Origin of the sequence: Bacillus basilensis, from assembly GCF_050630465.1 — a bacterium.
GTDB lineage: Bacteria > Bacillota > Bacilli > Bacillales > Bacillaceae_G > Bacillus_A > Bacillus_A basilensis.
The window spans coordinates 15,033-35,723 of record NZ_JBNTQO010000013.1 but is presented as its reverse complement, the minus strand read 5'-3'; the positions used below and the strand labels follow the sequence as shown (position 1 = coordinate 35,723).

General features: G+C 36.5%; 21 protein-coding genes and 4 tRNA genes. 1 reads left to right on the top strand and 24 read right to left on the bottom strand.

Features of this window, described 5'->3' with window-relative positions:
• Positions 1-17: 17 nt before the first annotated feature.
• The 20 genes from ACQVV1_RS21005 to ACQVV1_RS20910 form a co-directional block, all read right to left on the bottom strand.
• Positions 18-812, bottom strand: a complete 795-nt coding sequence (locus tag ACQVV1_RS21005) for an MBL fold metallo-hydrolase (protein ID WP_000522836.1) — start codon at positions 810-812, stop codon at positions 18-20.
• Positions 796-1,638 (bottom strand): two-component system regulatory protein YycI, encoded by an 843-nt coding sequence (locus ACQVV1_RS21000; RefSeq protein WP_060633058.1) that lies wholly within the window; start codon positions 1,636-1,638, stop codon positions 796-798. The genes ACQVV1_RS21005 and ACQVV1_RS21000 overlap by 17 nt, the downstream gene beginning before the upstream one ends.
• Positions 1,619-2,935: a YycH family regulatory protein gene (locus ACQVV1_RS20995; protein ID WP_242254058.1), complete on the bottom strand. Its 1,317-nt coding sequence runs from the start codon at positions 2,933-2,935 to the stop codon at positions 1,619-1,621. Before ACQVV1_RS20995 ends, ACQVV1_RS21000 begins: the two co-directional genes overlap by 20 nt.
• Complete coding sequence (gene walK / locus ACQVV1_RS20990) at positions 2,932-4,773, bottom strand: cell wall metabolism sensor histidine kinase WalK (protein ID WP_063223987.1); 1,842 nt, start codon at positions 4,771-4,773, stop codon at positions 2,932-2,934. The genes ACQVV1_RS20995 and walK overlap by 4 nt, the downstream gene beginning before the upstream one ends.
• Positions 4,774-4,776: 3 nt before the next feature.
• On the bottom strand, positions 4,777-5,484 hold the full coding sequence (gene walR, locus ACQVV1_RS20985; RefSeq protein WP_000971865.1) for a cell wall metabolism DNA-binding response regulator WalR: 708 nt from the start codon (positions 5,482-5,484) through the stop codon (positions 4,777-4,779).
• Positions 5,485-5,765: 281 nt separating this feature from the next.
• Positions 5,766-5,838, bottom strand: a tRNA-Phe gene (locus ACQVV1_RS20980).
• A gap of 41 nt (positions 5,839-5,879) precedes the next feature.
• A tRNA-Asp gene (locus ACQVV1_RS20975) sits at positions 5,880-5,955 on the bottom strand.
• Between the two features lie 21 nt (positions 5,956-5,976).
• Positions 5,977-6,048, bottom strand: a tRNA-Glu gene (locus ACQVV1_RS20970).
• A gap of 13 nt (positions 6,049-6,061) precedes the next feature.
• Positions 6,062-6,137 (bottom strand) — tRNA-Lys (locus tag ACQVV1_RS20965).
• Positions 6,138-6,279: 142 nt separating this feature from the next.
• A complete protein-coding gene (locus tag ACQVV1_RS20960) occupies positions 6,280-7,569 on the bottom strand; it encodes an adenylosuccinate synthase (protein ID WP_063223988.1) in 1,290 nt (429 codons plus the stop codon).
• A 215-nt stretch (positions 7,570-7,784) separates the two neighbouring features.
• A complete protein-coding gene (gene dnaB / locus ACQVV1_RS20955; protein ID WP_063223989.1) occupies positions 7,785-9,146 on the bottom strand; it encodes a replicative DNA helicase in 1,362 nt (453 codons plus the stop codon).
• A gap of 27 nt (positions 9,147-9,173) precedes the next feature.
• Positions 9,174-9,620, bottom strand: a complete 447-nt coding sequence (gene rplI, locus ACQVV1_RS20950; protein WP_060633062.1) for a 50S ribosomal protein L9 — start codon at positions 9,618-9,620, stop codon at positions 9,174-9,176.
• Entirely contained in the window at positions 9,617-11,590 is a 1,974-nt protein-coding gene (locus ACQVV1_RS20945) for a DHH family phosphoesterase (protein ID WP_242254056.1), read from the bottom strand. The genes rplI and ACQVV1_RS20945 overlap by 4 nt, the downstream gene beginning before the upstream one ends.
• Before the next feature lie 78 nt (positions 11,591-11,668).
• On the bottom strand, positions 11,669-12,604 hold the full coding sequence (locus tag ACQVV1_RS20940) for a YybS family protein (RefSeq protein WP_431169456.1): 936 nt from the start codon (positions 12,602-12,604) through the stop codon (positions 11,669-11,671).
• 81 nt (positions 12,605-12,685) lie between these two features.
• The gene (gene rpsR, locus ACQVV1_RS20935; protein WP_000918873.1) at positions 12,686-12,919 is read right to left on the bottom strand and encodes a 30S ribosomal protein S18; all 234 of its coding nucleotides are present in this window, start codon (positions 12,917-12,919) and stop codon (positions 12,686-12,688) included.
• Between the two features lie 45 nt (positions 12,920-12,964).
• On the bottom strand, positions 12,965-13,486 hold the full coding sequence (gene ssb / locus ACQVV1_RS20930; RefSeq protein ID WP_000981963.1) for a single-stranded DNA-binding protein: 522 nt from the start codon (positions 13,484-13,486) through the stop codon (positions 12,965-12,967).
• A gap of 26 nt (positions 13,487-13,512) precedes the next feature.
• A complete protein-coding gene (rpsF, locus tag ACQVV1_RS20925) occupies positions 13,513-13,803 on the bottom strand; it encodes a 30S ribosomal protein S6 (RefSeq protein ID WP_001233781.1) in 291 nt (96 codons plus the stop codon).
• A 191-nt stretch (positions 13,804-13,994) separates the two neighbouring features.
• On the bottom strand, positions 13,995-15,095 hold the full coding sequence (gene ychF, locus ACQVV1_RS20920; RefSeq protein ID WP_000524667.1) for a redox-regulated ATPase YchF: 1,101 nt from the start codon (positions 15,093-15,095) through the stop codon (positions 13,995-13,997).
• A 115-nt stretch (positions 15,096-15,210) separates the two neighbouring features.
• On the bottom strand, positions 15,211-15,408 hold the full coding sequence (locus ACQVV1_RS20915; protein WP_000436051.1) for a DUF951 domain-containing protein: 198 nt from the start codon (positions 15,406-15,408) through the stop codon (positions 15,211-15,213).
• A gap of 20 nt (positions 15,409-15,428) precedes the next feature.
• Entirely contained in the window at positions 15,429-16,310 is an 882-nt protein-coding gene (locus ACQVV1_RS20910) for a mechanosensitive ion channel family protein (protein ID WP_242254050.1), read from the bottom strand.
• Between the two features lie 259 nt (positions 16,311-16,569).
• Between ACQVV1_RS20910 and yyaC the strand changes: the two genes are divergently transcribed.
• On the top strand, positions 16,570-17,166 hold the full coding sequence (yyaC, locus tag ACQVV1_RS20905; RefSeq protein ID WP_431169455.1) for a spore protease YyaC: 597 nt from the start codon (positions 16,570-16,572) through the stop codon (positions 17,164-17,166).
• Positions 17,167-17,186: 20 nt separating this feature from the next.
• On the opposite strand, the gene spo0J is transcribed toward yyaC, so the two are convergent.
• From spo0J to rsmG, 4 genes are all read right to left on the bottom strand, one after another.
• Positions 17,187-18,038 (bottom strand): stage 0 sporulation protein Spo0J, encoded by an 852-nt coding sequence (gene spo0J, locus ACQVV1_RS20900; RefSeq protein ID WP_431169454.1) that lies wholly within the window; start codon positions 18,036-18,038, stop codon positions 17,187-17,189.
• Positions 18,031-18,792: a sporulation initiation inhibitor protein Soj gene (gene soj, locus ACQVV1_RS20895; protein WP_000516117.1), complete on the bottom strand. Its 762-nt coding sequence runs from the start codon at positions 18,790-18,792 to the stop codon at positions 18,031-18,033. Before soj ends, spo0J begins: the two co-directional genes overlap by 8 nt.
• Before the next feature lie 189 nt (positions 18,793-18,981).
• Complete coding sequence (noc, locus tag ACQVV1_RS20890) at positions 18,982-19,854, bottom strand: nucleoid occlusion protein (protein ID WP_000799026.1); 873 nt, start codon at positions 19,852-19,854, stop codon at positions 18,982-18,984.
• Between the two features lie 105 nt (positions 19,855-19,959).
• Complete coding sequence (gene rsmG, locus ACQVV1_RS20885) at positions 19,960-20,679, bottom strand: 16S rRNA (guanine(527)-N(7))-methyltransferase RsmG (protein WP_242254046.1); 720 nt, start codon at positions 20,677-20,679, stop codon at positions 19,960-19,962.
• Between the last annotated feature and the right edge of the window lie 12 nt (positions 20,680-20,691).

Here is a 20,691-nt window from a genome sequence, read left to right as displayed (position 1 = left end):
TTTACTAAAATAAAGAATTATACGTATTGAATTTTTGTAGGCATTTTTGGATCTGTATCATGAATTTCGAAGGCTTCTCCCACTCCAAATCCTTTTTCCTCTAATACTTGTGATACTGACATACGCGCTAGTTCTTTCATGTTGTTATCTAAACTTAAATGGGCTAAATAAATATGTTTTGTCTCATCTGTAATTACATCCGCCATCGCTAATGCAGCATCTTCATTACAAACGTGCCCTACATCACTTAAAATACGTCGCTTAATACTCCATGGATAACGACCCATACGAAGCATTTCCACGTCATGATTACTTTCAAACACGAAAGCATTCGCCCCCTTAATCACACCTTTCATACGGTCACTTACGTATCCCGTATCTGTAATAAGGGCTAACTTTCTATTATTGTTATGAAAGGCATAGAACATCGGCTCTGCCGCATCATGAGAAACCCCAAATGACTCGACCTCAATATCACCGAATGTTTTCACATCCCCAACTGAGAAAATGAACTTTTGCTCAGTTGGGATATTTCCTATTAAGTGTTCCATTGCATTCCATGTTTTCTCATTTGCATAAACAGGTAAATCATATTTACGTGCCAATACACCTAATCCTTTAATATGATCACTATGTTCATGCGTTACAAGAATACCTGATACATCATTTATATTTAGTTCTGCCTGTTTAAATAAAGCCTCTGTTGCTTTACCACTTAAACCTGCATCGACGAGTAATTTTTTTTCATCCGTTCCTACATATAGCATATTCCCTGTACTTCCACTTGCAAGTACGCTAAAATGCAACCCCATTCTTTCTCACTCCAGTATGTTCATCAACCACTTGATTTTCCCTTTCACCTAATTCCATAACTTGTCCTTCAATTGCATTTACAAAGAAGTCCTGCTTCTGCTCCGTTTTTAAATTCCAGGTTGGAGCGAGTACTTGGTTATTAGAAGTAGACGCGGTAAGGGTGGCATAACCAATTTGTGCTTCTTTTACATGTGTATTCCCATGAACTTTATTTTTTAAATACAGGTTTTCTAAAGCCGTTTGGGCCGTAATAATTTCTTGCTGTTTCGTTTTTTCACTTTCGCCCATTTCTTTTAAATCAGTTAGCATCGTCTGCGTGTAAGACACAAGTTCATTTTTTTCATTTAATTCCACGACAATCATTGCCTGTTCGTTATAGAAAATAGGCTTATCTTTATATTTTTGGAAGAAGTAAATTTTAGAGTCTTTCATTGCCCCAAACTCATACTTTTGTCCATCCAATACATAGTTCTTCAAAAAATCATTATACTTATCTTTGGATAATGATTTTGTATTTAAAAAGGGCTCTTTTAGCTTACTTTCTATCTTGTACATATTTTGTATATGCGCTGTTTGATTTTTTAAAGACTGTACATCTTCTTCTTTAAATGCCTTGTTTTCTGCTCTAATAAATGACTCTTTTTTCGGTTCTTTAGGGAAATTACCCATAGTAATTTTGTTTGCTTTTAATTCTTGATCTATCTTTGTTTCTGCAATAAGCTCCAATTGATTACTATCTTGCTTTTGAATGAATTGAAAGATGAGAAAGAGATCCAAAACAAAAAAGGTCACAATAAATATGGTTTTAATCCGATCCCAATCCATTTAGTCCTCCCTCACTCCACTCATATATTTTTTGTTTGCCAGCTTCATCTTCAACAAACTTTACATACCAAATTGGCTGTAGTCGAGCTACTTGCCCATCTAGTGATAATTTGTATCCAATACCAATGTCTTTAATGAGTCGTTTATCTACAGCGGCATTATTTTCTAAGGATGCTATCACAACGTGCCCTGATGGAAGAGTAACCTTCTGTTCTATACCTTTCGTATTTAAAGACAACAATGGTCTTTCATATTCCATTACCTCTTCTGATCCCCATACTTGCCTCAATTCAGCTAATCCATCTGTATTGAATACGGAATATCCATCTTCATGTAAACGGAATACCGTCTGCCCTTTATTCATATAGTCCAAACGATATGAATCCAGGCTTCCACTGTGACCATTTACAAAATCAAAGCTTTTTTGTAAAAGCATTAAATTATCTGTCGTTTTGTCGCTTGAAACAGAAGAATTTTTATACTTTAGCATATGCTGATTGTTTTCAATCTCCATGGACCTAATACCATCTGTAAATATTTCTTTCGATTGCTCGACAATCGGGCTTAAATAACGTGGGTCACTAAAAAGAGCATTCTTAAATGTATCAACTGCTAAATTAGATGAAATATATGTTATATTACTTAATTCTGTCGTTCCATCTGGTAAAAATAGCTTTTTCATATCATTAATTTGATAGTCAAAATAAGGTTTCGCTGATACTATAAATTGATTTTGTGCATTTACAATATCTTTTAAATACACACCACTTAATTTTGCTTCATATATTCTAGAGTTATCACCATCAGAAACGAAACTAATTTTAATCTCCTGGTCCCTACTTCTAGAAGGATCGAGAATAATTCGATTAAAGTGTTTCGGCTTATCTATACTTTTTTCTTTCATACTAAACATAGATTTAACTGCATCAAATGGGATATTGGTAGGGAAAATAAGTTCAATTTTCCCTTCACCATGCACATAAGAAAGGAAGTCAGCCTTAGCAATCGATATCTCTTTGAAACCATGTAATTCCCCGGCCTCCAAAGGTTTATAGATTGATTCTATATCTCCCTCTCTTTTGCTTCCGTAATGATTTTTATCTTTATGCACGATGATAGAAGTAGGGCGGACAACATCAGCGATTTTAGTTTGAGTAATTCCTTCATTCCCCTGCACAAATTTCGCGTTTTGCATAGACGTGGAATCTGGCACATACGTCCATAAGTTAAAAGTAAGAAATAGGCTAATTACAACTAAATTAATTAAAACTATTGTTTTAACATTTTCCATACTCATTCCCAATCGTCCTCTTCATCCGCTGCCATTGGCAAAGTGAAATAAATCGTTGTCCCTTTTCCTTCCTCACTCTTCGCCCAAATCGAGCCACCATGTGCCTCAATCATTTCTTTCGCAATTGCTAACCCAAGTCCTGTACCGCCCATTTGTCTTGAACGTGCTTTATCTACGCGATAAAAACGTTCAAAGATTTTATCGACGTTTTCTTTCGGAATACCCATTCCTTGGTCACTTACACTAATCTCTAATAATTCCCCGCGATCACGTAAGCGATATGTTACTGTTCCACCCTCTGGTGAATACTTTAATGCATTCGAAATAATGTTATACAATACTTGCGTAATTTTATCCGTATCCATATCAATAAATCGAGATTTTTTAGAGAAAGATCGTTTGAAACTTACATTTTGCTCTTTAGACATTTCAAAACGATCAATAATGTTATTAAAGAAGTCAGTAAAGTCGACCCATTCTTTCATTAAACGATGTTCTGTACTATCAAGTTTAGATAGTTGCAATAACGCATTTACAAGTCTAATCATTCTTTCCGTTTCTTCTTGTGTAACTGTTAAAAATTGCGGTGCAATATTCGGATCTTGCCACGCACCGTCAGTAAGTGCTTCTAAGTAACTGCGCATTGTTGTTAATGGCGTTCTTAATTCATGAGAAACGTTTGCCACAAACTCGCGGCGTTCCCTTTCTATACGCTCCTGCTCAGTTACATCATATAATACGGCAATTAAACCATTCGCTTTCCCTGTCTCTTTTTGAATAACAGAGAAACTTGCGCGTAAAATATATGGCTCATTTCTCGTACTAAAATCTAATAAAACAGAATCAGGCTCTTCGTATAAATGATCGAGCGTAAATTCTTCTTGTATCCCTAATACTTCTAAAACAGATTGATCGAGCGCGGTTTCACGCGAAACATTTAGCATCTTTTCTGCAGGATCATTTAATAAAATAATGTCCCCTTTTCGGTCAGTAGCAATTACCCCATCTGTCATATGTGATAAAACGGATGATAATTTACGTCTTTCACTTTCCGTTGAAGAACGAGCTTGTTGTAATTTTTTTGATAAATTATTAAAAGATAGTGCTAATTGCCCAATTTCATCATGGCTATGCACCTTTACTTTTCTTGAATAGTTCCCTTTTGCCATTTCAATTGCTTGTCTTCGCATATCTGAGATTGGTCTCGTAATTGTTTGAGCTAACAAAATTCCAAGTACAGCTGTTACGAGTAATGCAATAACGGTTCCGGTTGCAAAGATTTGATTAATATCCTTCATCTGTTTATAAACATCTTCCATAGATGCAACAATGTAAATAACACCAAGTGCATCTTTGCCGTTATCAGCTAGAATAGGAGTAAGCATAACTTGTACACGATGACCTGTACGACCATCCTTCTCAATTTTCACTTCTGGCTTTTTTTGTACCAACACCCGCTGAACAGCTATATCAGTTGATGTTCTATTTACCTTGTTTTGCTTTGACTCATCTGAAATAGCAAGCAGCTTTCTATTCGAATCAAATACACTTACCTCTTGGATATCTTTCTTTCGATCAGAGGCAAATTTTCGAATTGAAGTTTTAATCGTTTCATCTGTTGACTCTGTCTCTGCTTTTGTATAACTTTTATTAAACTCTTGTTTCAAGTTATACGATAATAAGTTCGTTTGCTGCGTTAACGAATCTTTAAAACCTTGTACAAGACTCTTTTCTAGCTCTCTTACGAAATATACCCCAATAACTTGCATAGCTATCAATATTAATAGCATATATATGAGTACAAATTTTAAATGAATAGATTGAAAAAAACCGACTTTCTTCATATACTATTCCTGCTCTGGGTCACGCAAGTAATACCCTACCCCACGCCTAGTAACAATTAAAGTAGGATGACTTGGATTATCTTCAATTTTTTCACGTAAACGACGCACTGTTACATCCACTGTACGTACATCCCCAAAATAGTCATAACCCCAAACTGTTTGTAATAAATGTTCGCGTGTCATAACTTGTCCTAAATGTTTTGCTAAATAATGTAGTAACTCAAATTCACGATGTGTAAGTTCAATATTTTCCTCACGTTTTGTTACACTATACGCATTTGGATTGATAACAATTGGTCCAATAACCATTTCCGTATTTTCTTCTTTTTCTGCAGCACCGCCTTGTTGATGGCGACGTAAGTTAGCCTTTACGCGAGCAAGCAATTCCCTCGTACTAAATGGCTTTGTTACATAATCATCTGCCCCAAGCTCAAGCCCTAATACTTTATCAATTTCAGAATCCTTCGCCGTAAGCATAATAATCGGCATTTCTGAGCTTTTACGTATTTCACGGCAAACCTCTAAGCCATCCTTACCTGGTAACATAATATCTAATAAAACCATATCTGGCTGTTCTTCATTCGCTTTTTCAATCGCCTCATCACCATCATGCGCCATTACAATTTCAAAACCTTCTTTTTCTAGATTGAACTTCAAAATATCCGCAATCGGCTTTTCATCATCAACTACTAAAATTTTCTTTCCCATCATCGTCTATTTCCTCCTTATAAAAATATGGTCAATATCCCTAAACACATTGATGTCTACATAGTATGTCCCTATATGACCGCATCTTTTGCTTAAGTGCTTTCTCCTCTATTCTCACAGACTCATGTATGATCCACTTTTACACGGAATCCTATACGATCTATAGAAAAACCTCTAGCTTCAACTGCTAGAGGCTCCTCATTCTATTTTAAAATAACTACTCAATTTTGTAAAATTACACAAATAAAAAGGATATTAAGTGGGCCCACTTAATATCCTGAGAGTGGCTCGGGACGGAATCGAACCGCCGACACGAGGATTTTCAGTCCTCTGCTCTACCGACTGAGCTACCGAGCCAAAACTATATATAAAACCACTAATGGTGGTATAAACAAAAGTGGCGGTCCCGACCGGGGTCGAACCGGCGATCTCCTGCGTGACAGGCAGGCATGTTAACCACTACACCACGGGACCAAAAATGAACATAAAAAAACATGACCCGTACGGGATTCGAACCCGTGTTACCGCCGTGAAAGGGCGGTGTCTTAACCACTTGACCAACGGGCCACGAAAAATAAAATGGTGAGCCATGAAGGACTCGAACCTTCGACCCTCTGATTAAAAGTCAGATGCTCTACCAACTGAGCTAATGGCTCATACTCACCAACGTCATATTTTCGTGACGACAAGATGTATCATAACATGTTTCCTTTTCTTTTTGCAATACTTTTTTTATTTTTTTATAAAAGATAAGAAAAAAACTCATGCGGACATGAGTTTTTTTCTTGAAAATATCAATTAAGCTTCGTATACGTTACGAACGATATTTGTTTGGTTACGATCTGGTCCAACTGAGAACATAGATAATTGAATTCCTGTTAACTCAGAAACACGTTCTACGTATTTTCGTGCATTTTCAGGAAGCTCATCTAATGATTTTACACCAGTAATATCTTCTGTCCAACCTGGAAGCTCTTCGTATACAGGCTCACATTTCGCTAAAATGTTTAAGTTTGCTGGAACTTCATCGATAACTTTGCCATCGCATTTGTAAGCAACACAAATTTTAAGAGTCGGAATACCCGTTAGAACGTCGATAGAATTTAATGATAGATCTGTTAAACCACTAACACGACGTGCATGTCTTACAACAACACTATCGAACCAACCTACGCGGCGTGGACGACCAGTTGTTGTTCCATACTCACGACCAACTTCACGAATTTGGTGACCAATTTCATCATTAAGCTCAGTAGGGAATGGACCATCACCTACGCGGCTTGTATATGCTTTACATACACCTACAACGCGCGTAACTTTCGCTGGACCAACTCCAGTTCCAACTGTTACACCACCAGCAATTGGGTTAGAAGATGTAACGAATGGATACGTACCGTGGTCAATATCAAGCATAACACCTTGTGCACCTTCAAATAATACACGGTGATTGTTATCTAATGCATCATTTAATACAACAGACGTATCACATACATATTGTGCGATTTGTTGGCCGTACTCGAAGTATTCTTCAAAGATTTCTTCTACACTGAAACCTTCTGTATCGTACATTTTTTCAAACAAACGATTTTTTTGTGCTAAATTGCGCTCAAGCTTCTCTTTAAATGCTTCACGGTCTAAAAGATCAGCCATACGAATACCAATACGAGCAGCTTTATCCATATATGCAGGACCGATACCTTTTTTCGTTGTACCGATTTTGTCATCACCTTTACTTGCTTCTTCTAACTCATCTTGTTTTAAGTGATAAGGTAAAATAACGTGCGCACGGTTACTTACGCGTAAATTATCAGTACTTACACCACGGTCGTGTAAGTATTTTAACTCTTCAAGTAATGCTTTCGGATCTACTACTAAGCCGTTTCCGATTACACAAATTTTCTCTTTATAAAAAATACCAGATGGAATTAAGTGTAATTTATATTTAACTCCGCCGAAAACAATTGTATGTCCTGCGTTATTTCCACCTTGATATCTTGCAACTACTTCCGCATGCTCAGAAAGAAAGTCAGTGATTTTCCCTTTTCCTTCGTCGCCCCATTGTGTTCCTACAACTACTACTGAAGACATTATTAAAGCACCTCCGCAATTTTCAAACGATCTATTCAAACAATATAATTGTACCAAAACCGAAAAAGAAGTCAACCAAAAAGCGAACATTTTTTTATTAAAAAACATTTTCGTTCGTAAGAATTATATTTTTACATTATGAAAGCCTTATCTTTCCTATAAAAAAAAAGAAACACATCTTATTATAAGAAATGCGTTTCTTTTTTATACTATCTTTATGCAGGCGGTGCATGTCCATCCTCGAAGCGGCGTTCTAAGTTAACGAACTTATTGAACTCTTTAACGAATGCCAGCTCTACTGAACCTACAGGACCGTTACGCTGCTTTGCAATAATAATTTCAATCGTGTTTTTATTTTCCGTTTCTCGGTCATAGTAATCTTCACGATATAAGAAGGCTACAATATCAGCATCCTGCTCGATACTCCCCGATTCACGAATATCAGACATCATCGGACGTTTATCTTGACGAGATTCTACACCACGAGATAACTGTGACAAGGCAATAACAGGCACTTGTAATTCACGCGCAATCCCTTTTAGTGTACGAGAAATTTCAGATACTTCCTGCTGACGGTTTTCTCCTGATTTCCCACTTCCTTGAATAAGCTGTAAGTAGTCAATCAAAACCATCCCAAGACCTTGTTCTTGCTTTAATCTACGACACTTTGCTCGAATCTCATTTACTTTAATCCCTGGTGTATCATCAATATAGATACCAGCATTAGAAAGGCTACCCATCGCCATCGTTAATTTCGCCCAATCATCAGAAGTTAATGAACCGGTACGAAGTCTTTGTGCATCAATATTTCCTTCTGCACAAAGCATACGCATAACAAGCTGATCAGAGCCCATCTCTAGACTGAAAATCGCTACATTTTCATCCGTTTTCGTCGCTACGTTTTGTGCGATATTTAATGAAAATGCGGTTTTCCCTACCGATGGACGTGCCGCTACGATAATTAAATCATTTCGCTGGAACCCTGCCGTCATCTTATCTAATTCAGTAAATCCAGTTGGTATCCCAGTAACTTCACCTTTTTGATTATGCAAAAGTTCGATTTTATCGTAAGCATCTACAAGAACGTCTTTAATATTTTGGAATGCTTTAGCATTCGTTTGATGAGATACTTCTAATATCTTTTTCTCAGCCTCATTTAAAAGGCCATCCACGTCATCTTCTCTCTCATACCCATCAGACACGATATGAGTCGCCGTTCGAATCAAGCGACGTAACAGTGCTTTTTCAGCGATGATTCGTGCATAATACTCTACGTTAGCGGCAGTTGGAACAACTTCTGCTAATTCCGCTAAGTAAGAAACCCCACCAACTTCTTCTAGTAATCCTTGATCAGCCATCGCTGATGTCATTATTACTAAGTCAATCGGCTCTCCTTTATCAGATAACCCAAGCATGACTTCAAAAATCTTTTGATGTTTCGTTCGATAGAATGAGTCAGGTACTAATAACTCTGATGCTGCCGTTAATGCATCTTGATCAATTAATATAGCTCCTAAAACCGCCTGCTCGGCCTCTATATTATGCGGAGGGGTACGATCAGCAAGTACATCACTCATACGCAATCCTCCTTGCTTAATTTATTTTTATTGTTCACTAACATGAACTTTTACTGTCGCTGTTACTTGCGGGTGCAATTTCACAGTAACGTTTGTATAGCCTAATGCGCGAATTGCATCATCCATTTCAAATTTACGCTTATCAAGTTTAATCTTGTGTGATTTTTGCATTGCATCTACGATTTGTTTACTTGTGATTGAACCGAATAGACGGCCACCTTCACCAGATTTAGCCTTTAATTCTACAGTTAGTTTCTCTAATGTTTCTTTTAATTGTTTTGCACTTTCAAGCTCTGCTGCTGCATCTTTTTCTTCTTTGCGTTTTTGAGCTTCTAAAGTTTTCATACTGCTATTTGTCGCTTCAGCAGCTAATCCTTGTTTTAGTAAGAAGTTATTTGCATAGCCATCTGGTACGTTTTTTATTTCTCCTTTTTTCCCTTTACCTTTTACGTCTTTTAGAAAAATTACTTTCATGATTGTGTGCCTCCCTGTAAATAGTCATCAATAACAAATCGAAGCTTCTCCTCAGCTTCATCTACTGTAACATTTTTCATTTGTGTGGCCGCATTCGTTAAATGCCCGCCACCGCCTAAGTTTTCCATAATTAGCTGCACATTCACTTCACCTAAAGACCTGCCGCTAATTCCAATGAAATTCTCGCCACGTTTCGCAATAACAAATGAAGCAATAATTCCTGTCATTGTTAATAATGTGTCCGCTGATTGCGCAATAAGCACTTGATCGTAGTAATCATCACTATCAACTTTTGCAATCGCAATTCCATTTGTATAAATGTACGCATTTTTAATAGCTTTTGCAACCCGTAAATACTGATCCATATCTTCTTTTAGAAGCTCTTGTACAAGTACAGTATCTGCACCATGTGAGCGTAAATAAGAAGCGGCATCAAACGTACGAGCACCCGTACGGAATGTAAAGCTTTTCGTATCAACGATAATACCTGCTAACAATGCCGTTGCTTCTAACATTGTCATTTTTAAATTTTTCGGTTGATATTCAAGTAATTCTGTAACAAGTTCTGCCGTGGAAGAAGCATATGGCTCCATGTAAACAAGCAATGGATCCTCAATAAAATCCTCTCCTCGGCGATGATGGTCAATAACAACTACATTTTCAATTTTGTGTAACAGCTTTTCCTCCATCACCATTGAAGGTTTATGCGTATCAACAACAACAAGTAAAGAATCGTCATTTGCAAATTCCATCGCTTGTCCTGGTGTAATAAAGTGAGACCATAACTCTTCGTTTTGTTTCACTTTATCCATCAAACGCTTAATTCCCTTGTCAGAATCATTTTCATCTAGCACAATATATCCTTTGCGCTCATTTAATTGCGCTACCTTTAAAATACCAATCGCAGCACCAATTGCGTCCATATCAGGAGCCCTGTGCCCCATTATAATGACATTACTACTTTCTAATACTAAATCCTTTAATGCATGCGAAATAACTCTAGCACGTACACGAGTACGTTTTTCAACTGGATTTGTCTTACCACCATAAAACTTAACTTTACCCGTTGCTTGTTTAATAGCTACTTGATCTCCACCACGGCCAAGCGCAAGGTCTAAACCGGACTGAGCCATCGCCCCAAGCTCTGATAAAGGTAAATCACCTGATCCAACACCTACACTTAAGGTGAGTGGTATATTCCTTTTGGATGTTTCTTCACGCACCTGATCTAAAATGCTAAATTTCCCTTTCTCCATCTGCGCTAAAATACTTTCATTTAGTACAACGAAGAATCTTTCTGAAGATGCACGTTTTAAATATGCCCCATACTTAACGGCCCATTCATTTAGTCGTGATGTTACAAGACTTGTTATATTCGTACGTAATTGATCATCTAAACCTTGTGTAACTTCATCATAATTATCTAAATAAATGACCGCCAAAACAGTACGTTGATCCTCATACATCTTTTCAATCTCTGTTTGTTCCGTTACATCAAAGAAATAAATTAACTTTTCTTCTTTCCTTACAAAAACACGAAACTTTCGATTATTTAAAGAAACTATATCATCGGAAGTTTCTCCTTTAATAAAAAGAAGTAACGTTTCTGATACATCATAAAGGTGCCATCCAGCTAATGCATGCTGTCCCAGACATGAAGATAAATAAGGATTCGCCCAATCAATCCCATAATCCTTATTGTATAACAAAATACCAATAGGCATTTGGTTAAATGCCTCATTACTCACTTTCTTTACCCTTGTAATCATATCTGTCGTATGCTTTTCGAAATTCTTTTGAAAGGTAAGTTCAAATCGTACAACAACAAAAAGGACGATACAAAAAATAAAAAAGGCGGCTATCCCCATCATTAAATGAAAATAACAAAGGATTGAAATGAGCACAAACACGAAAAATGCCAATACATAAACAGGATATAAAAACCACTGTTTCTTATAAAATTCAGGCATGTATACAACTCCTATAAAGTAAAACTAACTCACCTTCCAGTTAGTTAAACAGATTAAAATAGTATAAGGAATATTACTTCATCCTCCTATTTTAGAACGCAATGAAATCCCTAAATCAATTATACCTAAGATTGTCACAAGAGGAAACAGCATCGGAATAAACATGCAGACAATAAAACTAATAATAGGAACCCCTTTCGTAAACCCTTTGCTATGCGCTAAAAAAGCGATAAATGTCAGACCTTGCAGTACGAGTAGTAAAGCAAATATGACATATAGGTTAGAAAATACCATATGTAAATATGATGTCGGTTCTACTTTTATAAAAGTTGATAGCAAAATAAATATAACGTAATACCAAACAATACCCTTTGGTAATTGTATATCTTTAAATTTAGGCCAAGCTATAACATCGTGTTTTAACTTTCTCAAAACACTGCCCGACAATATTACTGTGATCCAAGAACAACATGCAGAAACGAGCACAAGTATACTTGGAAATAACGTTTGTAATATATCATTCATTTGTGCAAATAACTCTTTTTGCTCTTTACTAATCGGCATACCAGCAGCACTAACTATCTTTTCACTTTGCGCCATACTTTCATTAAACATATTTTGCATTTGCTTCATTAAATCTATGTTAAAAAACTTTATACTCACAACATAAATGAGCATAATACCAATTAAGTATGCAACCGTCCCGGCCATCAAAATTTCTACCGGCTTTTTTCGTTTTTTATACATATATCCTAAAACGATACCTATCAATCCAAACATAGTTGTCTTCACTAGGTTCATCGGCTGACTAACAATAACAGTAATAAAAAGCGCCGCTGTAAAAATTACAAAGGCATTAGATAATTTATATCTTATCGTTAGCAATATAAATGGCAATGGCAACGCAAACGTTACAACCGTACCTAAAATCGGAACATACATAGATATAAGCAACAATATTGCATATATCGCTAACAACGCTGCACCTTCAGTAATAAATTTCGTATTTTTCATCCTCTAACCTCTCTTTCAAAAAAAGAAAAGCATAGCAAAATGCACAGTAGAGTTCGACTCTACTGTGCATTTCATACGCTATTATTCACCAACATATGGTAAAAGTGCCATTTGACGAGCACGTTTAATTGCAACTGTAAGTTTGCGTTGGTATTTCGCGCTTGTTCCTGTTACACGACGAGGTAAAATTTTACCACGCTCAGAAACGAAACGTTTTAATAAATCAACATCTTTATAGTCAATGCGAGTGATGCCGTTAGCTGTGAAGAAACACACCTTACGACGTTTCGCACGTCCACCTTTGCGTCCTGCCATGTCTATTTCCCTCCATTCTTAGTTAAAACTAACAAATTTACTGTATTAGAACGGTAAATCGTCGTCGGAAATGTCGATCGGTTGACCTACATTTGAAAATGGATCGTCATTCTTCGTAAATCCAGAGTTTCCTTGGTTACCTTGGTTGCCTGAATTACTAGATTGACCAAATGGGTTAGAGCTTTGGTTACCGAAACCAGCTCCTGATGGTTGCTGATTAAATGAACCACGTTGCTCCCCACCGCCATTACGCGGCTCTAAAAATTGTACGCTTTCCGCAAGAACTTCTGTTACATATACACGTTTACCATCTTGTCCATCGTAATTACGAGTTTGAAGACGTCCATCTACGCCTGCTAAGCTACCTTTTTTCAAATAATTTGCTACGTTTTCTGCTTGTTTACGCCATATTACACAATTAATAAAGTCAGCTTCACGCTCACCTTGTTGATTCGCAAATGCGCGATTCACAGCTAACGTAAAAGTAGCTACTGCAACACCATTGGGCGTGTAACGTAAGTCAGGGTCCTTAGTTAAACGACCAACGAGGATAACACGATTCATCAATCGAACCACTCTCCCTTATATATCAATTATTTTTCTTCTTCTTTAACAACGATATGACGAAGGATGTCTTCGTTGATCTTAGCTAAACGGTCGAATTCGTTAATCGCTTCTGCGTTAGAGTTCACGTTTAAGATCATGTAGAAACCTTCACGTAAGTCGTTGATTTCGTAAGCTAAACGACGCTTACCCCACTCTTTCGTGTTAATGATTTCTGCACCATTGTTTGTTAAAACACCTGCAAAACGTTCAACTAAAGCTTTTTGAGCTTCTTCTTCAACGCCAGGACGAATGATGTACATAATTTCGTACTTTCTCATTACACTTTCACCTCCTTTTGGTCTAAACGGCCCATAATGGGCAAGGAGCAATTAATTTATAGTAATTACTCACGAGTTTAGATTATATCATAGTAAGTTAGATGAATCAACTCACCCATACATAAAAAACTTGGCAAACACATAATATATTTGCCAAGCTCATATCTTTATTTTTCCTAGGAAATATTAAATTAAACGTTGAAGCGGAAGTGCATAACGTCTCCGTCTTTTACGATATACTCTTTTCCTTCTAAACGTACTTTTCCAGCTTCTTTTGCAGCTGTCATAGAACCGTTTGTCATTAAATCATCATAAGAAACTGTTTCCGCACGAATAAATCCACGCTCAAAGTCTGTATGAATTACACCCGCACATTGTGGTGCTTTCATACCTTGTTTAAACGTCCATGCACGTACTTCTTGCACACCGGCTGTGAAGTAAGTAGCAAGTCCTAATAAATCATATGCAGCACGAATTAGTTGATCTAAACCAGATTCTTCAATGCCTAGTTCTTCAAGGAATACCTTTTTCTCTTCCTCGTCTAACTCAGCGATTTCTGATTCGATTTTTGCACATACAACGATTACTTGAGAATTTTCATTTGCAGCAAATTCTTTTACCATCTGTACGTATTTGTTTTCAGAAGGATCGATAACATCGTCCTCGCTTACGTTTGCTACGTATAACATTTCTTTCGTTGTCAGTAAATGAAGACCTTTAACAATCTTCATCTGCTCTTCTGTAAATTCAACAGTACGAGCCGGTTTTCCCTCTTCGAAAGCTTCTTTTAAACGTACTAAAATTTCATGCTCATATACTGCTTCTTTATCCTTTTGTCTTGCTAGTTTCGCAACACGCTCGATACGTTTATCAACAGATTCTAAGTCTGCTAAGATTAGCTCTAAGTTGATTGTTTCAATGTCATCGATTGGATCTACTTTCCCTGAAACGTGCGTAATATTTTCGTCCTCAAAACAACGAACAACTTGGCAAATTGCATCTACTTGGCGAATGTGAGATAAGAACTTATTTCCTAATCCTTCACCCTTACTAGCGCCTTTTACGATACCTGCAATATCAGTAAACTCAAATACAGTCGGAACAGTTTTTTTCGGTTCTACTAATTCCGTTAATTTATTTAAACGCTCATCTGGTACTTCTACAATTCCTACGTTTGGATCAATTGTACAGAATGGATAGTTTGCAGATTCTGCTCCTGCTTGTGTAATTGCATTAAATAAAGTGGACTTCCCTACGTTAGGTAATCCAACAATCCCAGCCGTTAATCCCATATTTTTCACTCCTATGTCTCAATCTTTCATCATTATAGATAGTAACGAAAAAAATGACAAGTTTCCTCCAAACGAAAAAAAGTAACAGCTACCCACTGCAACTGTTACTTTCTCTCTATTCTTCGTGCTTCACAAGTATTTTTTTCACCTTACGATCAAACTCTCTTCGAGGAATCATTACTGAATGGTCACATCCCTCGCACTTAATGCGGATATCCATTCCCATACGAATAATCTTCCAACGATTCTCACCACATGGGTGGGCTTTCTTCATTTCCACAACATCGTACAAGTTATACTGCTTTTGCTCCATTCTCCAAACCCCTCTCCATACTAAATTGCTTTTCCACTCACCAATTCTTCACGATTATATAAAACCATACGTGGATATGGAATTTCAATACCATGTAAATCTAGACGATTTTTAATTTCTTTACGAAGTGCTCTTGCAATAACCGCATGTTGCATCGGCTCTACTTCTGCAATAACACGTAATATAACTTCTGATGCAGCTAATGTTTGCACGCCTAATAACAGAGGCGTTGTTACCATTTGCTCATATTGCGCAGGTAATTCTTCTAATAATTCTTCAATGACTTGCTCTGCTTTCGCTATGTCAGCCTCATACGAAATAGATACATCAACAAATGCAACACTATTACTAACTGAATAGTTAGTAACTTGAATGATACTTCCGTTTGGTAAAGTATGAATTTCGCCTGTCCAGCTCTTTATTTTTGTTGTACGAAGTCCAATTTCTAAAACGACTCCCTCAAACTGGCCAATTTTCACATAGTCTCCCACTGAAAATTGGTCTTCTAGCAAGATAAATAACCCTGTAATGACATCTTTCACTAAACTTTGAGCACCAAATCCGACCGCTAAACCAATTACCCCGGCACCGGCTAATAAACCAGATGCATTAATATTAAACACACCTAAAATCGCAATTAGCATAATGAACATAACAACGTATGCCACAATATTTTCAAGTAACTTTGCTACTGTAACTGTACGACGTTCTGAAATTTGAATTGGCGAACGACTTCCCATACGAAACGCATTTCGTACAATTGCACGCGCAACTCGTACAACAACTGCACCAATGATTAAAATAATACATATTTTCAATGTCGCTGTTCCAATATCAGCCCAACGATCAGCATTTAATAAATACTGTTTCGTAGCATTAAACCACTTCGTTAATAAATCCATGTACCTCTACCTCTCCAGCCAAAATTTCTTTTTAGTTATCCTTCTTATTGTATCAGAAGTCTTCTAATTGCTGAAAAATTTTTATGATTTTAATTACATTTGTTAACTTCCATGCAGGTATAAAATGGAACGAATAGATATATACTAGTACTATTATTTCCGTTTTCACTCAAGTTTTACAGAAAGTACGCACTTATAGTTTTCCATTTTACTCACCATATAACATATTTTGAAAATTTATTAAAAGGATGGATGCTTCATGAATATTGGAAGTTTTCGCTTACCCTTTTTCGAAAAAGAAACTCAAAATGTTATGCACCAAGACGTAGAAGCCTCCGAGACAATCAGTAACTTCTTACTTTCCCATATCCCTATTAAAACGAATATACCGATTATTCTCGTTTGCATCGGAACAGATCGTTCTACAGGCGATGCACTCGGTCCGTTAGTCGGTACGAAATTAGAACAAGTAGGAATTAAAAACTTCCAAGTGTTCGGCACACTAGATGAGCCGGTACATGCGCTAAATTTAGAAGAAAAATTTCAGAATATACAGAAAGAAAATCCTACTTCATTTATAATTGCGGTTGATGCCTGTTTAGGAAAGTCTCAAAGCATCGGTTCCATCACTACCGGAATGGGGCCTAGTAAACCCGGAGCTGCAATGAATAAGAAATTACCTGCAGTTGGTGACCTACATATTCATGGCATCGTAAATCTAAATGGTTTTATGGAGTTTTTCGTTCTGCAAAATACAAGATTAAGTTTAGTTATGAAAATGGCTGATGTAATTGCACAAAGTATAAAAGAAACAGATCAAAAATTATCTGTATTAAAAAAAGCAAACCATCTATAAATAATAAGATGGTTTGCTTTTTAATTTTTCTGCGCTAATAATTCTAAAATACGATTTAAATCTTCTTTATTAAAAAATTCAATTTCGATTTTACCTTTTTCTTTTTTCGTTTCTTTAATTTTCACATCTGTGCCAAATTTTTCTCTTAAGAACGTTTCGCGTTCTACAAAAAATATGTTTCTCTCTTTTTTCACTTGTTTTGTTTCACGTGAAACGCGCTGATTAATCTCCTGAACAATTTTCTCTAATTGACGAACATTTAATCCTTCTTTTTCGATTCGTTTCAATAAAGATTTCAATTGTTCTCCATCTTTTATTGTAAGTAACGTTCTCCCATGAGCCATTGAAAGTTGACCATTTGCAATCATGTCTTGTACAAACGGAGGGAGGCTTAATAACCGCGTATAATTTGCAATGTAAGGTCTGCTCTTACCAAGACGTTTTGCTAATTGTTCTTGCGTTACATTTAGCTCATTCATTAACATTTGATAGGCCATTGCTTCTTCCATTGGATTTAAATCTTCACGTTGTAAGTTTTCAAGCAATGCAAACTCCATCATTTGCTGCTCATTTAATTGTCTTACAACGGCAGGTACCTTTTCGAGTCCGGCCTCTTTAGCAGCACGATATCTTCTTTCACCTGCAACAATTTCATATCCTTTAATACTCTTCCTAGCAATTAACGGTTGTAATATGCCGTGCTCTTTAATAGAAGCCGATAATTCCTGAATCGCATCTTTATTAAAGTGTTTACGTGGTTGATATGGATTCGGTCTTAATTCAGTTATCGTAATCTCCTGAATTGTTTCTTCTTCTTTCACATCTAAATCAGGAAAAAACACATTGATTCCTCTTCCTAATCCTTTAGCCACCTGCAATCACTTCCTCTGCTAAATCTATATATACTTCTGCCCCTCTTGATTTAGCGTCATACTGCATAATTGGTTTCCCATGACTTGGTGCTTCACTCAAGCGAACATTACGAGGGATAATTGAACGATATACTTTATCTCTAAAATACTTTTTCACTTCATCTATAACCTGAATCCCTAAATTTGTACGGGCATCCAACATTGTTAGCAATACACCTTGAATTGCTAGATTTTTATTTAAGTGCTTTTGCACAAGTCGAACTGTATTTAATAGCTGACTTAATCCTTCTAGTGCGTAATATTCGCATTGAACAGGAATAATAACAGAATCTGCTGCGGTTAATGCATTAATCGTTAATAACCCTAAGGACGGGGGACAGTCGATAATAATATAGTCATATTCATCACGAACTGGCTGTAATGCCCTTTGTAAACGTACTTCCCGGGAAATAGTCGGTACCAATTCAATTTCAGCACCTGCCAATTGAATTGTAGCGGGTAGAACATCTAAGTTTTCAGTTGCGGTTTTACGTATAACCCCTTGAACATCTGCATCTTCCACAAGAACGTTGTAAATACATTGATCTAATTCGGATTTTTCAATTCCCACACCAGTCGTTGCATTTCCTTGAGCGTCAATATCTACAAGAAGGACCTTTTTACCTACTTGTGCCAATCCAGCCCCTAAATTAACAGATGTTGTTGTTTTCCCAACGCCACCTTTTTGATTGGCAATAGCAATGATTTTTCCCATGATGTCACCTACTTTCAACCTTTCTATCTTATTCTAGTAACAATTACGTTTATTGTAACATGAAATAAAAGTTTTTCTTTTACGTCCTTATTAAACTTCAAAATTTATTTGTAAACTCCTTCTTCATCTCACAAGAAAATATAGTAAAAGAGACCTATCCAATAGGATCAGGTCTCTAACGCGCCATTATTATTTTTTCTTCGGAATTTTAATTGTAATTTGATAGTACTCATCAAATTCTTCTTCCTCAGAATTAACATTTAAACCACTGTCAGCAACCATTTGTAAGGACTGCCTAATTGTATTCATAGCAATTCTAGTATCTCGACTTACTGCTTTTTGCTTTGCCTTACGCTTCGGTTTTGCTTCCTCTAGTAATTTCGCAATTCGTTCCTCTGTTTGCTTTACATTCAGTTGTTTCTCCACAATTTCCTGTAAAACCTTCAGTTGTAATTCCTCGTTTTTTAAAGGAATGAGCGCGCGAGCATGGCGTTCTGTAATGCTTTTTTCTAATAATGCGCTTTTTATTTCTTCAGGCAACTTTAACAATCGCAACTTATTTGCGATTGTGGATTGTCCTTTTCCAAGTCGTTGTGCCAATGCTTCTTGTGTTAAATTATGTAACTCAATTAGCTTTTGATAGGCCACAGCTTCCTCGATTGCTGTTAGTTCCTCACGTTGCAAGTTTTCAATTAAAGCTACAGAAGCTGTTTCTGTATCATTTAAGTTCTTTATAATTGCAGGAACCTTCTCCCAACCTAACTTTGTTGCCGCACGAAAACGTCTTTCTCCAGCAATAATCTCGTACTTATCATCCTCATACTGCCTCACAACAATTGGTTGAATAAGTCCGTGTGTACGAATCGTTAATGCTAGTTCCTCAATACGCGCATCATCAAAAACTGTTCGTGGTTGATAACGGTTAGGGGTAATATTTACTATCGGAATTTCTTGTATTTCTTCATATACCTTTTTATCTATTTCTTCATGGCTTTCGTCTTGTAATTCGAATTCGCTCTCTTTATCTCCAAAGCCAAATAAACGAGAAAACGTATTTTTCATACATATTCCACCACCTTTTAGGCCTATTGACTATTCTCCATAAAATGTTTCCTATGAAACATTTACGTTTTCATTTATATAATTTAATCTTACGTCTAATAAGATTTATTTTTCAATAGGTAATTTATTGGGTGTTCCCGGTTTGCGTGGATATTTCTTTGGTGTCTTGCGCTTTTTCTCGATTAATAAAATATTACGTTCACTTTCTTCAAACGGTAATTGGAACGTAGACATTTCTTTTAAATTCCCGCCTAGCACCTCTAAAGCATACTTGCCATTTTCAATTTCTTCGTTTGCTGCAGCACCTTTCATTGCAATGAATGTTCCCCCAACTTTTACAAGTGGTAAACATAGCTCACTTAATACTGAAAGACGTGCAACTGCACGTGCCATTACAATATCGTACGATTCACGTACACCTTCTTTTTTCCCAAATGTTTCAGCACGATCATGACAAAACGCGACGTCACTTAATTCCAACTTTTGTGCTAAATGATTTAAGAAATTAATACGTTTTTGCAACGAGTCTACAATCGTCACTTTTAAATGCGGGAAACAGATTTTTAATGGAATACTTGGGAATCCAGCTCCTGCGCCAACATCACAAATTGAGAATGGTTTTGAAAAATCATAGTAAAAAGCAGCTGTAATGGAATCAAAAAAGTGCTTCAAATATACTTCTTCTTTCCCCGTAATAGCCGTTAAGTTCATTTTTTCATTCCATTCTACTAATGTTTCGAAGTAGATTTCGAACTGCTCTAACTGTCTAGAAGAGAGGGTGATACCCTTCTCTTCTAGCATAGATTGAAATTGTTCTATGTTCATCTAACAATATCT

Coding starts and splice junctions, on each gene's coding strand:
- ACQVV1_RS21005 (WP_000522836.1), bottom strand. CDS start 812: ATGGGGTTGCATTTTAGCGTACTTGCAAGTGGAAGTACAGGGAATATG.
- rsmG (WP_242254046.1), bottom strand. CDS start 20,679: ATGAACATAGAACAATTTCAATCTATGCTAGAAGAGAAGGGTATCACC.
- rpsF (WP_001233781.1), bottom strand. CDS start 13,803: ATGAGAAAGTACGAAATTATGTACATCATTCGTCCTGGCGTTGAAGAA.
- dnaB (WP_063223989.1), bottom strand. CDS start 9,146: ATGAGTGATGTACTTGCTGATCGTACCCCTCCGCATAATATAGAGGCC.
- noc (WP_000799026.1), bottom strand. CDS start 19,854: ATGAAAAATACGTTTTCTCGTTTATTTGGCTTTGGAGATAAAGAGAGC.
- ACQVV1_RS20910 (WP_242254050.1), bottom strand. CDS start 16,310: ATGGATTTATTAACGAAGTGGTTTAATGCTACGAAACAGTATTTATTA.
- ACQVV1_RS20915 (WP_000436051.1), bottom strand. CDS start 15,408: ATGGAGCAAAAGCAGTATAACTTGTACGATGTTGTGGAAATGAAGAAA.
- walR (WP_000971865.1), bottom strand. CDS start 5,484: ATGATGGGAAAGAAAATTTTAGTAGTTGATGATGAAAAGCCGATTGCG.
- walK (WP_063223987.1), bottom strand. CDS start 4,773: ATGAAGAAAGTCGGTTTTTTTCAATCTATTCATTTAAAATTTGTACTC.
- ACQVV1_RS20960 (WP_063223988.1), bottom strand. CDS start 7,569: ATGTCTTCAGTAGTAGTTGTAGGAACACAATGGGGCGACGAAGGAAAA.
- rplI (WP_060633062.1), bottom strand. CDS start 9,620: ATGAAAGTAATTTTTCTAAAAGACGTAAAAGGTAAAGGGAAAAAAGGA.
- ACQVV1_RS21000 (WP_060633058.1), bottom strand. CDS start 1,638: ATGGATTGGGATCGGATTAAAACCATATTTATTGTGACCTTTTTTGTT.
- soj (WP_000516117.1), bottom strand. CDS start 18,792: ATGGGAAAAATCATTGCTATTGCCAATCAAAAAGGTGGCGTTGGGAAA.
- ACQVV1_RS20995 (WP_242254058.1), bottom strand. CDS start 2,935: ATGAGTATGGAAAATGTTAAAACAATAGTTTTAATTAATTTAGTTGTA.
- yyaC (WP_431169455.1), top strand. CDS start 16,570: ATGAATATTGGAAGTTTTCGCTTACCCTTTTTCGAAAAAGAAACTCAA.
- ACQVV1_RS20945 (WP_242254056.1), bottom strand. CDS start 11,590: ATGCCTGAATTTTATAAGAAACAGTGGTTTTTATATCCTGTTTATGTA.
- ychF (WP_000524667.1), bottom strand. CDS start 15,095: ATGGGATTAACGGCTGGGATTGTTGGATTACCTAACGTAGGGAAGTCC.
- rpsR (WP_000918873.1), bottom strand. CDS start 12,919: ATGGCAGGACGCAAAGGTGGACGTGCGAAACGTCGTAAGGTGTGTTTC.
- ACQVV1_RS20940 (WP_431169456.1), bottom strand. CDS start 12,604: ATGAAAAATACGAAATTTATTACTGAAGGTGCAGCGTTGTTAGCGATA.